At 51.8% G+C, this 12,797-nt stretch carries 13 protein-coding genes and 2 tRNA genes; 1 reads left to right on the forward strand and 14 read right to left on the reverse strand.

Annotation, left to right across the window (positions count from 1 at the left end; translation table 11 throughout):
* Positions 1 to 55: 55 nt before the first annotated feature.
* From FN808_RS13270 to FN808_RS13280, 3 genes are all read right to left on the reverse strand, one after another.
* The gene (locus tag FN808_RS13270) at positions 56 to 1,132 is read right to left on the reverse strand and encodes an N-acetylmuramoyl-L-alanine amidase (protein ID WP_221930048.1); all 1,077 of its coding nucleotides are present in this window, start codon (positions 1,130 to 1,132) and stop codon (positions 56 to 58) included.
* 15 nt (positions 1,133 to 1,147) lie between these two features.
* A complete protein-coding gene (locus tag FN808_RS13275; RefSeq protein ID WP_221930049.1) occupies positions 1,148 to 2,338 on the reverse strand; it encodes a C40 family peptidase in 1,191 nt (396 codons plus the stop codon).
* A gap of 127 nt (positions 2,339 to 2,465) precedes the next feature.
* A complete protein-coding gene (locus FN808_RS13280; protein WP_185958407.1) occupies positions 2,466 to 3,155 on the reverse strand; it encodes a class I SAM-dependent methyltransferase in 690 nt (229 codons plus the stop codon).
* A 674-nt stretch (positions 3,156 to 3,829) separates the two neighbouring features.
* Between FN808_RS13280 and FN808_RS13285 the strand changes: the two genes are divergently transcribed.
* A complete protein-coding gene (locus tag FN808_RS13285) occupies positions 3,830 to 4,474 on the forward strand; it encodes a hypothetical protein (RefSeq protein ID WP_142715095.1) in 645 nt (214 codons plus the stop codon).
* 271 nt (positions 4,475 to 4,745) lie between these two features.
* Here FN808_RS13285 and FN808_RS13290 read toward each other — a convergent pair.
* The 11 genes from FN808_RS13290 to FN808_RS13335 all read right to left on the reverse strand — a co-directional run bounded on the left by FN808_RS13290 (position 4,746) and on the right by FN808_RS13335 (position 12,565).
* Positions 4,746 to 4,822: transfer RNA gene (locus tag FN808_RS13290), tRNA-Pro, on the reverse strand.
* Between the two features lie 138 nt (positions 4,823 to 4,960).
* On the reverse strand, positions 4,961 to 5,362 hold the full coding sequence (gene mce / locus FN808_RS13295) for a methylmalonyl-CoA epimerase (protein ID WP_142715096.1): 402 nt from the start codon (positions 5,360 to 5,362) through the stop codon (positions 4,961 to 4,963).
* Between the two features lie 76 nt (positions 5,363 to 5,438).
* Complete coding sequence (serA, locus tag FN808_RS13300; protein ID WP_142715097.1) at positions 5,439 to 7,037, reverse strand: phosphoglycerate dehydrogenase; 1,599 nt, start codon at positions 7,035 to 7,037, stop codon at positions 5,439 to 5,441.
* A gap of 38 nt (positions 7,038 to 7,075) precedes the next feature.
* Positions 7,076 to 7,660 (reverse strand): ribosome biogenesis GTP-binding protein YihA/YsxC, encoded by a 585-nt coding sequence (gene yihA / locus FN808_RS13305; protein WP_142715098.1) that lies wholly within the window; start codon positions 7,658 to 7,660, stop codon positions 7,076 to 7,078.
* On the reverse strand, positions 7,660 to 9,162 hold the full coding sequence (gene purF / locus FN808_RS13310; RefSeq protein ID WP_142715099.1) for an amidophosphoribosyltransferase: 1,503 nt from the start codon (positions 9,160 to 9,162) through the stop codon (positions 7,660 to 7,662). Before purF ends, yihA begins: the two co-directional genes overlap by 1 nt.
* A 226-nt stretch (positions 9,163 to 9,388) precedes the next feature.
* Positions 9,389 to 10,480 carry an aldo/keto reductase gene (locus FN808_RS13315; protein WP_142715100.1) on the reverse strand — a complete coding sequence of 364 codons (1,092 nt, stop codon included), beginning with the start codon at positions 10,478 to 10,480 and terminating at the stop codon, positions 9,389 to 9,391.
* A 229-nt stretch (positions 10,481 to 10,709) separates the two neighbouring features.
* On the reverse strand, positions 10,710 to 11,411 hold the full coding sequence (locus FN808_RS13320) for a 3-keto-disaccharide hydrolase (protein ID WP_221930050.1): 702 nt from the start codon (positions 11,409 to 11,411) through the stop codon (positions 10,710 to 10,712).
* A gap of 141 nt (positions 11,412 to 11,552) precedes the next feature.
* Complete coding sequence (locus FN808_RS18945) at positions 11,553 to 11,654, reverse strand: GIY-YIG nuclease family protein (protein ID WP_185958408.1); 102 nt, start codon at positions 11,652 to 11,654, stop codon at positions 11,553 to 11,555.
* 128 nt (positions 11,655 to 11,782) lie between these two features.
* On the reverse strand, positions 11,783 to 12,049 hold the full coding sequence (locus tag FN808_RS13325) for a GIY-YIG nuclease family protein (protein ID WP_142715101.1): 267 nt from the start codon (positions 12,047 to 12,049) through the stop codon (positions 11,783 to 11,785).
* A 128-nt stretch (positions 12,050 to 12,177) separates the two neighbouring features.
* Positions 12,178 to 12,444 carry a GIY-YIG nuclease family protein gene (locus FN808_RS13330; protein ID WP_142715101.1) on the reverse strand — a complete coding sequence of 89 codons (267 nt, stop codon included), beginning with the start codon at positions 12,442 to 12,444 and terminating at the stop codon, positions 12,178 to 12,180.
* A 49-nt stretch (positions 12,445 to 12,493) separates the two neighbouring features.
* Positions 12,494 to 12,565: transfer RNA gene (locus FN808_RS13335), tRNA-Gly, on the reverse strand.
* Positions 12,566 to 12,797 lie beyond the last annotated feature (232 nt).

The raw sequence follows: 12,797 nt of genomic DNA on the forward strand, positions 1-12,797 counted from the left end.
AGCATAGGCCCACAGGATGATCGGACATTGGAGAGCTGCCGTGCAGGAAGTGAGCTCAGTTCTCTTTTTTCAACTGATTCAGATATCTCTCATTTCTCAAGAGGGGAACATAATGCTCCTCCACCCGGGTTTCTGCCTCCCGCTGCTTCTGGTGTTCCCCGGCCTTTTCGAATATCCGGGCCCGGTATCTATGAGCTTGCCGCGCCAGCCATGAGTCCGGGAAACTGCGTGCCGATATCGTAAAAAGATCCAGCGCTTGCTCCAGCGAAAGCGTATCCCCCTTTTGATACAATGAACGTCCCTTGATAAAATTCGATCTCCATTTTCGAGCCACCGGTTTCATGCGTTCCGCTTCCTGCAGCACCTGGAACGGTCTGACTTCCACACGAGAGTCCTTCTCATGAATGGGAGGGGGCGGGCTCGCAAAAAACGACTTGATCGCCTTAAGATAGGCCCGGGCCTCACGTTGATTATAGTCCGGGTCTTTCAGTCGCTGCTCTTCCGCCGGATTGGTAAAAAATGACGCTTCCGCCAACACAGCCGGGATGCCGTAGGTGCCCCTCAAGACTGATGTTCCCCGGCCGGGGAAGATGACCCGGTCTGAGACCAGGCTTGCCGGATTCTCATCCTCAAAAAGTTCGACCGACAGCCGGTTAATCAGCAAGCGGCCGAGGCGGACCCCTGCCCTGTTCTCCGATGCATTTCCGTGAAAATACACGATGGGAAAATTGACCGAAGGGTCTGCAGTGGCATTGTGATGGATAGAGACAAAAAGGTCGGCCTCGTGCTCAACAGCCAACTGCGCCCGTTCGGCCAACGGCACATCAATATCCTCGTCACGGGTCATCACCACCGTTGCCCCCTGCTCTTCCAGCAGCTTCTCCAAGGCCAGTCCAACGCGCAGGTTAACCCATTCTTCACGCTCGCCGCTCGGCCCCACCCTGTACTGATCCGTTTCCGCGGTGCCCCCGTGGCCGGGATCCAGACAGATGGTTTTTCCCTGGAGCACATGTTGCGGTTGCTGGGCCATACCCGGGCCGGTAATACAGCTCAGGACCAACACCAGGAAAAACAAGCGAAAGAAAAACTGTGGCATCATGGTCACCTTATCATTAACGTTTGAAAGTTTCATCCTCGGTCCAACCTATCAGTTACGTCCATCCAGGGCGTACATGGCACCCACAGGCATGATATTTCCCTGCCTGTCTCCCAAATAGCGGCGACTTTCCAGGTACCGGCCGAGGTTGTAGGCATCGAAATTATCGGCGGTCGAATCCACGCTGCTGATGTGCACACGTCCCGACGAGTGGATAAACTGGCTATCGCCTATCCACATACCTACATGTACGACCTTCTGCGGACGGCTGTTGGTTGCCGGCTCACCGAAAAACAAGAGGTCTCCCACCTGCAGCTGGTCAAATTTCTTCTGGTCGTCCACCCGTGTACCGGCTCTGACCTGCTGGGAGGCATCACGGGGTATGATCATCCCGTTCATATAATAGACGGTTTTGGTGAAACCACTGCAGTCCATCCCCTTGGTAGAGGTACCGCCCCAGAGGTATGGGGCTCCCATCATGGTTTTCGATGTCTCAAGCAGCGAGGTCTGACTGGTTTTCAACTCCTGCTGCCATTGATCAAATACGTTGGCTTCCTGCCGGGCAACATATCCCCGGCGCCCGTCCGGGTACGAAACTTCATAAAATGAGCCCGCCTTCCCTTCCATTTTTAGAACACTGCCCGCCACCAGGTCGGTCACCTTCCCCGACGACACATCGGGCGCCTGGTAGGAAAATCCGTACGTTTGGAGATAGATCAGCTTGGGAGCGCTTGCCCATTCCTCATATTCCGACTGATTCATTGGAGCAATGCCCCCGCCATCCACCCAGGAGATGTAGTCGTCCGGTGTTTTCACCAGGTACCATCCCCCCTCCTTTTTAAGGATCTGCAGCGGCATGCCCAGCAGTGCCTGGGTCGCCAGCTGCGACGGGTGTGAGGGGCGAGACCGTATATTGGCCACCGAGTTATTGACAATGGCAAATGTTTTTCCCGCCAGCTCAGCAGCGGGAAGCACCCGGACACTGTCCGTAACCGGTATCCCCATGGCAGCAAGCGAATCCATCAGGGCTGCCTTCGCCTTCGCGTTATTGGTCTCTCCTTTCAGAATCCAGGCCCCATTGGCTTGCTCCGCCCAGATGTCGAAGAGTGCAACGCGGCGGTCGGGGGCAAAATGATCCCCCGTATGACTGATCGCCTGTTCAATTCCCGGATCCTGCTGCGGACTGCAGGCTGCTACCAGCGTGACCACCACCGCCGCCCATATACTCCCAATTAATTTCATGCCCATCAATTCCTTCGTGTTAATCCTTGTTCTCTGTCAATTAATAGAGGGTGCTCATTTCTGCTTTAAGTATCAAGTCTTAATGTAAGCATTTAGAGCAGATCGCCTTCTTTCCGCTAAACAATTATTATAGCAGCACCTTTGAAATCTTCCACAACGCCAGGCTTTTATCCCGGTAGAGGCCTTTACCCTCCGTGCAATCCTCCCTGATGATCATAAGCGGTTCCGGCAGGTTAAAGGGTTCGGCCTGCAGGTTGAGCGGACGCCAATCCCCCGTCGTGATGTCTTCATTCGATTCGCAGGAGGGAAAGGTCGTGGTGAGCAGATAGCCAATAGCGTGCGAGCGGATGTTGGCCAGCGCCTTGTGGATGTCGGCATAGGAAAAATGGACCAGGCAGTCGCGGCAGAACAGCAGATCTGTCGCGGGCAGGGGGTCGGCAGTAAGATCCAGCATCACAAACGAGCGTTGCTCGCTGCCGTAGCGCCTTTTATTTTCAGCTATCAGCTCCGGCACGATGTCGGCCCCGATGTAGGAGGTTAGGGGCAGCGCCAGGTGTTTCATCCAGCTGAAATCACCGCACGGCAGATCAAGCATGGAGTCGATATCGTAATCCTTTAATAGCTCCGGCAGTTTCCGGGCAAGCTTGTCGGTCTGACTGCGGCTGGATCCCTCCCCGGATACCGACTCTGCGCCCTGCCAGTGATTGTTGTGATGAATCTCACTGAATGTTTCCTGCATGGATAGTCCTCTCCCGTCCTGCTTCTGCTTTTCAAAATAGTAGGGATCAAAGGGAACCTGCCGGCGGCGATCACTCATAACGGCCAAAGGATTAATTTTGGATGTATAACACGCTCCTTCGCTTAAAATAATAAATCCGCAGGTTTTGCATAATATTAGAAAAGCGACCATAAGACCCTCCCGGTTTCATAATGGGGGTGGCAAATATAACAGATAAACAGAGCGAAAAGGCTTTTGACTGTCCTTTCCTGGCGGTCACAATGGGCTCGGGGATAATAGCCAACTGTTTTGAGCCTGTCCATGAGCATGCCAACCAGACCCCCGTTGCCTGCGCTGCCGCCTATTCGGTATCCTATTGGATTGCATGATGTCTCTGGTAAGGATTTCAACCTTTTTGCGGACCAATTGCCGCATTGTAACAAACTATAACCAATAAAATAACATAAAAGGTGCTCAAGCAGTTGTGAGCCTCACTTTTAATTGAAATCTGATTGGTCCGGAGTCAGCAGTTTCAACTGCTGACTGATGGGGTTTCCAAAGGATAAAGGGTATTGATGGGAGAGTTATTATTTGAGTACATCTTTATCTCGTTATTTAATTTTGGGTCACCGGCCCTTCAAGCAGCAATTCCAGAAGAGCTTTAAGCAAATAATTCAACAGCTGTCCACAAACGGTTTTTATCGGCAAGATCATAATGGGGATAGGAAAATTGAGGAGGGCGAGTTAGATTTATAATAAAAGGGATCCTTGTTATGAGTAATGATTCTAATTCGCGCTCTTGGTTCAAATGGACTATAGGTGTTGCTATTGCATTTATAGGAGCTGGAGGAGGTTTGGTTGCTCTACTGCAGTATATGGACGCCAGACAGGCCGAAAGACAACGACAATACCAAGAGCAGCTTAAAGTGTGGAGAGAATTTTCTCCCCAGTCAATCTCCCATGGGATTCATGAAGTTGAAATCCTGGGAGGCCGGTATATAGACCTTGACAAAGGGCAGGTGAGTATGGGCAGGATCCCGGGCGCGTGGGATCTACAGTTCAATATCGATTTGAGTAGTTACGAAGGTTTTCGTGCCAATGATAACGTCACCTGGTTCCCATTCGGTATTGTAGATTTCGCCTCTGTAGGCTATCGTGAAATTAGAGATAGTGAATATTTGGAGCCTCGACACTTATTTCCCCATCCCAGGAGGAAGGACGAAAAATACCTGTACCTTTCGCATATTACCAGTGCACCTCTGCCCGGATACGCATTCTCATTAAAGACATCGGCCAAGAATGTAGCATTAGTTCAAATCAAAGAGTATAAACAACACCCAAGCGGCCCCAGAAACGTAGTATTGAGGTATGAAGTTTTCCCCATTGTGGCCGATCCGCCACGACCTCGCCGCCCCTGAGAAATATCGAAGATCAGGCAATGGTAGTTGCCTCTATAGAAATGCGATTATAATCCAAATGCCTCTAAAAGTTACCGGAAAACCATCCACCGATGGAATTGTTAACGCAACCGAAACCTTTACTTTGTAGTTAAGAATTAAAATGGGGAAGCGTGTATATCTCGATAGCAATAGGATAGCAGTGACTGCATCCTGGAGGCTATTACCGATAGAAAAGCCAAAATAATAAAGGCTCCAAACCTGCTTTAAAGCGGCTTGAAGCCTTTATTCGTGGTCGGGACGACAGGATTTGAACCTGCGACCCCACGACCCCCAGTCGTGTGCGCTACCGGACTGCGCCACGTCCCGAAATAAGAATGCTTAAGATAGGGCTGTCGGCAACAAAACTCAACCGTATTTCCATACTTTCTGCCCCTTGATCAGATCACTTCGGTCGAGGTTACATCTGCCAATGAGGAATCCGGCAGCCCGGCCCGCTCCCACAGATCAGTCAATGCTCTGGCACAGTTCCACCAGCACTCCGTGGCTGTCGCGGGGATGTACAAATGCCACCAGCTTGTTATCCGCTCCCCGGCTCGGTTCTTCAGAAAGGGGGGTAAAACCTTCCGCCTTCAGCCGCTTGAGCTCTGCATGAATATCATCCACCTCGAAAGCAACATGGTGCATGCCCTCGCCCTTCCGGGCTATGTAGCGGGCAATGACAGACTCGGAATGGGTCGCCCCCAGCAGCTCCACCTTGGAGCCTCCGGTCTGGAAAAAAGCGGTTTCCACCTGCTGCTGCTCCACCGTCTCGCGCTTGTAGCATTCCGTATCCAGCAGCCGCTCATAGGTATCGATCGCCTGCTCGAGGTCTGCCACCGCTATGCCGATATGGTCGAGGTCTTTCATGGCCGGTTATGTATCAGGGAGTCCGGATCCGGGGGCGGGTGTCAGTGCCCGAATTCCGGATCCTAAAGGCAGCTCCCTACTTGTTATTCGTCAGGCTAATGTATTTCAGCGCCTTGATACCGTCCAGTGCCAGGATCGGCTCCAGCTCCTCCTCCTCAAGTTTCTTATCTACCGAGATGGCTGTAATGGCGTTGGAGCCCTTGCCGGTACGTCCCAGGCTCAGGGAACCGATATTGATACCCTGCTTGGCCATAGCGTTGCTCACGCTGGCAAGCATGCCGGGCTTGTCCACGTTCTGGTACATCACGATGTCGCCTTCCATCCGAAGCTCGATGCCGTAGCCGTCAATCTCCACGATGCGGTAGTCGCCATCGCCGAAGACCGTGGCTGAGAGGGTCTGGTATTCGGCATCATCTCCCAGGGTAATGGTGATGAGGTCATTGAAGGTTTTGGTCTCAGCGGCCTTGGTCTCCTTGATCTTCATCCCGCGCTCGTCGGCATAATGGCGGGCGTTGATCAGGTTCACGGCTTCGCTCACATGCTGCGAGAGGATGCCCTTCAGAATAGAGTCGGTGAGCACATCCGAGAATTTGGAGCAGGCACCGCTGTATTCAAATGAAAACTCGTTGGCATGCTCGGGGGCCAGCTGGATGGCCACAGTTCCCAGCTTTTCGGCCAGCGCCAAGTAGGGCTGTACTTCCTTGTTGGTTGTCAGGGCGATAGACTTGCCGTTCAGGCTTCCCTTGAAACTCTTCTGCTCGAGGGCATCAGACATCTGGTGGGCAATCTGCTCGGCCACCTTCTCCTGCGCCTCTTCGGTGGAAGCCCCCAGGTGCGGGGTACTGATAATGTTAGGATGTTTCAGAATCTCGTAGAGATCCTCGGTGGGAGGCTCGGAGGAATAGGCATCCACGGCGACCCCGGCGACATAGCCTTCGTCGATCAGCTGGGGAAGGTCCTCTTCCTTGTAAATCCCGCCACGGGCACAGTTGATCAGGAATACGCCTTCCTTGAGTTTGTCAGCGTTCTCCATCGACACCAGCCCCTTGGTCTTCTCAGTCAGCGGGGTATGAACGGTCAGAAAATCGGCTGCTCCCAGCAGCTCATCCAGCTCCAGCAGCTCTGCATTCAGGCTTTCGGCCTTCTCTACCGAAGCGAAGGGGTCATAGGCTTTGATGTTCATACCAAACTCCTGCATCCGCTTGGCCACCTCGCCCCCGATTTTACCCAGACCGATGATACCGAGGGTCTTATTGTGCACTTCCGTCCCCATATACTTCTTGCGGTCCCATCCGCCGCTTTTCACTTTTTCCACCGACTGGGGAATATTGCGGGCAATGGCTAAAATCATACCGCAGGTATGCTCGGCGGTGGAGATGGTATTTCCATCGGGCGTATTCATGACCAGCACACCATGGGCCGTCGCCGCGTCAATGTCGATATTGTCAACACCGACACCAGCTCGTCCCACGACCTTCAGATTTTCGGCCGCTTTCAGTACATCTGCGCTCACCGTGGTAGAGCTGCGCACTACGATACCGTCGTACTTCTTAATTTCATTGTGCAGCTCTTCACCACTCAGATTGTGGTTGCGAGTTACGTTAATGCCCCGCTCTTCAAATACTTTTTCGGCAAGCGGGTCTACATTATCCAGGATAAGAATGCTAAATGACATGGAAATGGATTATACGGTTAGCTTTAGGTTTTATTTGATTATGCAAATTCAGATATCAATTTCTTTACTTCCTCAATACCCGTTTTATCTTTCACGGAACTTATAACAATGGGAACCTCAATATTCATTTCATCCAGAATTCGTTTTACACGGGCCTTGGACTGCTGGCGCTTGTTGTGGGAGAGTTTATCCCCTTTGGTCAGAACCACCACAAACGGCAGGCGTTGAGCGCCCAGCCAATAGAAAAACTCTTCATCCAGCTTACTGGGCTTATGCCGGATATCCACCAGGTGAATAACCAGCCGCAGCGTAGGGCGCTCCAATAGGTAAGCACGAATATCCCGTCCCCAGCGTTCCCGCTCTTTCTTCGACACTTTAGCATATCCAAAACCGGGCAGATCTACCAGGTAGGTCTTGTCATCTACTAAGTAGTAGTTCATCTCCCGCGTCTTGCCCGGCGTATTACTGGTGCGGGCCAATCCCTTGTGGTTCATCAGGGCATTGATGAGCGATGATTTACCTACATTCGAACGTCCCGCCAGGCATATCTCCGGGTAATAAGCCTCCGGACATTCATCCAGTGATGGAGCGCCTGTCACAAAGTGGGCTTTCTTAAACTCCATTAAACAATCTCATTTTCTTCTTTGGCGATTCCAAAATTTACCGGAACGGGATACTTCTCGGTAAAGCAGGCGGTACAGTATCCCCCGGATGAAACGTTAGACTCCCGGACGGCATCCACCAATCCGCTGGCTGACAAATACCGCAGGCTGTCCACGCCAATTTCCTTGGCCATCTCCTCAATATCACGGCCGTACCGGTTGGCAATCAATTCTTTGGGATCGGGAAAATCAAGTCCATAATAACACGGCCCGATAACGGGAGGAGAGCTTACCAGGAAATGGACCTCCGCGGGATTTGCCTGACGAATCATGCTGACCAGGTAGCGAGAGGTGGTGCCACGGACAATAGAGTCGTCCACGATGATCACCGAACGCCCCTCTATAACGCCCTTCACGGTATTGAATTTGGTTCGCACTTTCTGTTCCCGCGACTTCTGTCCCGGCGAAATAAAGGTCCGTCCCACGTAGTGGTTTCGGATCAGCCCGATCTCATATTTGCATTCGTAGCCGAGTTTCTGGTTTTCATGAACATAGCCCAGGGCCGCCGTATTGCTGGAGTCGGGCACCGAAATGACAATAGGCTTCGTATCGCCGGTGTCTTTGGTAATCACTTCATTGATCGGGTGTTCCTTGGCCAGGTACTTGCCCAGGTTTCGGCGCACCTTGTCGACATTCTCTCCGAAAATCTTGCTGTCCGGACGCGAGAAATAGACAAATTCAAAAATACACTGGCTCGTGTCGGTGCCGTATTCCGGGTCGAGGTGATAGGATTCAGGTTCCGAATCACTACCGGCCTCCTGATCCATAACCAGCACCTCGCCGGGTTCAATGTCCCTGACGTATTCGGCATCAATAATATCGAAAGCACAGGTTTCACTGGCCACACAGTAGCTTCCATCCACCTTGCCAAGGGCCAGAGGACGGAATCCATTGGGATCGCGCACAGCTATCAGTTTGTCGTCAGTAAGCATAACCAGGCTGTAGGCCCCTTCGATCTGCTCGAGGGCATCCAGCACCTGCTCAATCTGTGTTTCTTTCTGGCTGTGCGAAATCAGGTGAAGAATCAGTTCGGTATCAGACGTGCTTTGGAAGAGCACCCCCTCCTGCCGGAAACGATTACGCAGCTGTTTGGCATTAGCCAGGTTCCCGTTGTGACCAATAGCGATGTTTCCTTTGTGATAATGCACCCTGAAGGGTTGAATGTTGGCCGGGTTTTTGGCCGCTCCCGTCGTTGAATAGCGGTTGTGACCGATGGCGGCCCGGCCTTTCAGTTCGTTCTTAAACATCTCCTGGTCGTCAAACACATTCAACACCAGTCCGAAGTCGCGATGGGCAGGCATAATCCACCGTTCTTTTTCTTCATCAAAATAGGAGGTTACAATGCCGGCCGACTCCTGCCCCCGGTGCTGCAGCGCGTGCAATCCGTAATAGGAAAGAAGTGCTGCATCGGGATGATTCTGAATCCCAAAAATTCCGCAATAATCTCGTGGCTTGTCGATCATGAATCCTGGAAGTAGTAAAATATTTTCAATGATGAAGAATTTAATAAAAATAGGCGGTAATTGATAGTCGTATCACCAGCAAAAATGAGCCGAAGCCCCTTCCGTCGGCCCAGGGGTGCAAAGAAAAAGCCCACCGGGATTGGAGCCCCGGCAGGCCTGGTCCTATTCATTTTAGCGGGGATCTGTCCTACCCCGAATGCGACCCTGGATGAGCCAGCTTCTCACGCTAATCGCCCTCAAGAGGCATCTTCTTGAACCGGAGGTCCTCCCAAGGCGTTTCATCCCTGAACCGTTCCGGCTCCAGCGTCTTAGCACGCGGATCCTCAGCCTGGGCCTGCTGCAGTACCATCCACCGGGGATATGGGACTCCCGGATCAGATACATCATTGAGCAGCTTCAGATCCTCCTCGCTAAGCTCCAGGTCCACGGCTTTGATGTTATCCTCCAGGTGCTCGAGCTTCCGGGCGGCAATCAGCACGCTGCTGATGTTCTCGCGCGAGAGCGTCCATGCCAGGGCGGTCCTTGCCGCACTCACCCCGTGACGCTGTGCCACCTCTTTGAGGGTATCCACAATTTCAAATCCCTTGTCCAGATCAAACGGGACAAACTGCCCAGCCTCGGCAAAGCGGGTGCCTTCGGGCGGCGGGTTGTTACGATCATACTTGCCTGCCAGAAAACCGCCGGCCAGTGGACTCCAGACAATGATGCCCATATCGTGATAGTCGGCAAACGACATGAAATCGTTCTCCAGATCGCGCCCTACCAGGCTGTAGTACATCTGGGCGGTGATGTATTTTTCCAGTCCCTGCTGCTCCTGCAGTCCCAGGGCTGTAGATGCCTGCCACGCCATATAATTACTCAACCCTATGTATCGCACTTTGCCCTGTCGCACCAGATCATCAAGAGCCCGCAACGTCTCTTCGAGCGGCGTGTACGGATCCCAGCTGTGCATTTGATACAGGTCAATGTAGTCGGTCTGCAGCCGCTGCAGGCTGGCTTCCACCTCCCGCATGATATTCACCCTGGTAGCCCCGCTGTGATTCACATTTTCGTCCATCGGCAGCCGGCATTTGGTAGAAAGAACAATCTCTTCCCGCTTCCCCTTCAGGGCGTTGCCCAGCAGCTTCTCGCTCTCACCAAGGCTGTATACATCGGCGGTATCGATATAATTGATACCATGATCCAGGGCAAAATCAACCATCTTGTTTGTTTCCTTCTGCCCGAGACCTCCCATCTGCATGGCTTCGCCGAACTGCATGGTTCCGAGGCCCACTTCACTCACGATGAGTCCGCTATTTCCCAGCTTTCTATACTTCATTGCTATTCCTCTTTGTCTTGATAATCAGTTAATATGCCTGTTCGATAAATACCTGTATTAATTATGCCCTAAACATAATCAAAAAAGAGAGGAATGGCAGGACTGATATGTCTCCTGTTCATCCATAAGCCTCCCCTCCCTGTAGTCGACAAGCACGGCCATCGCCAAAAACAAAGGCCATCCCCGGTATCCCGGAAACGGCCTGGCAATAAATAAACACATCTGTTTCCTATAACGGCTTGATCCTGATGTTTCTCCACGAAACCGAATACGGCCCCTCATTTTCAGAGATCCCATGCACCTGTAGCCCGATAAACCCTCGCGGGTGGGTCATATATACCTCTTCGTCCCACAAGTCGCTGATTTTTTCTCCGTTGATCCACACCTGGATGCGGGGGCCCTCGGCTACTACCCGGTACTGGTTCCACTCGCCATCCCGAAAGGTTTTGTGATGCTTTCGCTCATCATCAGAGATTAACCATCCGCCAATGCCCCCTTCCCCGTAGATATAGCCCGATTCAGGACTGCCCGTACTGCTCGATTCTATTTCGACCTGGGGACCATTAACCCGGCCATAGGCTTCATCTCCTTCTGGCTCACGGGTCTGAGATCGAATCTGGACGCCCGAATTAAGCTCATTGTCATGTAGGAATACCTCAAAATACAGTTCAAAATCACCAAATTCGTTGAATGTGCAGAGAAAAGAATTGGGACTCCCTTCTGCGGTGGTTCCGCGGATGACACCATCGACCACTTCATAGGTGGCTGTACCGTTCTTTTGAACCCAGCCGTTCAGGCTTTCTCCATCAAAAAGTGAGATCCATTCTCTACCGCTGGTTTCCGGACTATTACCAGGAGGTGCCAGTACGAATGCCCCGAACAGAAGCATCATCATCGTCAGTGAAACAATCAGTGCAGAATGTCTAATCATAAATTCCCTTCTTTTCTATATTCTTGTAATGTAGTTAATCAATCCCCCGTAGAACACATTCCCGACAGGCATTTCAATTGCTCAATCTATTTATCCCATCACTGAGGTGCAAATCCTTTGAAAGATTTATGGTGAGAACCATCAGCGAACCAATGTTTCCAGCCGCAGCTCCACTTCCACCGACGTGGAGCCGGTATAGTACTGATCCCTTGTCTTACTATAAATAATGTAGGTGTAAAACATGCCCCAATATAAAAAGCCCCTGCAGGCTTCTGCAAGGGCTTGTATTGTGAGCGGGAAACCGGATTTCCCGAAGGGTCGGGAGCACCCCCAACCTTGGTCCCGAACCATCGGGATGCTCTACCGCTGAGTTATCCCTCAATTTCATTTTCCGGAGATGCTATCAGCCGTTCAATAAAAGCACGACTTTTCTGGCGCTTGACGGCATACTCCCACTTCAGGGCCTCCGACTTCTCTGAAAAGGAGCGGTAGTATTTCAGCTCCCACGGGATACCGGCCTTCGTAGATCGTGTCCAGCCCTCATTATGACGTTTCAGCCGCAGCTCCACTTCCACCGACGTGGAGCCGGTATAGTACTGATCTCTTGTCTTACTGTAAATGATGTAGGTGTAAAACATGCCCCAATATAAAAAGCCCCTGCAGGCTTCTGCAAGGGCTTGTACTGTGAGCGGGAAACCGGATTTCCCGAAGGGTCGGGAGCACCCCCAATCTTGGTCCCGAACCATCGGGATGCTCTACCGCTGAGTTATCCCTCAATTTCATTTTCCGGAGATGCTATCAGCCGTTCAATAAAAGCACGACTTTTCTGGCGCTTGACGGCATACTCCCACTTCAGGGCCTCCGACTTCTCTGAAAAGGAGCGGTAGTATTTCAGCTCCCACGGGATACCGGCCTTCGTAGATCGTGTCCAGCCCTCATTATGACGTTTCAGCCGCAGCTCCACTTCCACCGACGTGGAGCCGGTATAGTACTGATCTCTTGTCTTACTGTAAATGATGTAGGTGTAAAACATGCCCCAATATAAAAAGCCCCTGCAGGCTTCTGCAAGGGCTTGTACTGTGAGCGGGAAACCGGATTCGAACCGGCGACCCCAACCTTGGCAAGGTTGTGCTCTACCACTGAGCTATTCCCGCTTAATGAAACAATCAATAAATCAATTTTTCAGTTGGCCGTCCCGATTTGGAGACCCAACCTTGGTCCCGAACCATCGGGATGCTCTACCACTGAGCTATTCCCGCTTAATGAAACAATCAATAAATCAATTTTTCAGTTGGCCGTCCCGATTTGAAGACCCAACCTTGGTCCCGAACCATCGGGATGCTCTACCACTGAGCTATTCCCGCTTTTCAAAGAGTCCCAAATATA

The organism is Fodinibius sediminis (genome assembly GCF_900182555.1).
Lineage (GTDB): Bacteria > Bacteroidota > Rhodothermia > Balneolales > Balneolaceae > Fodinibius > Fodinibius sediminis.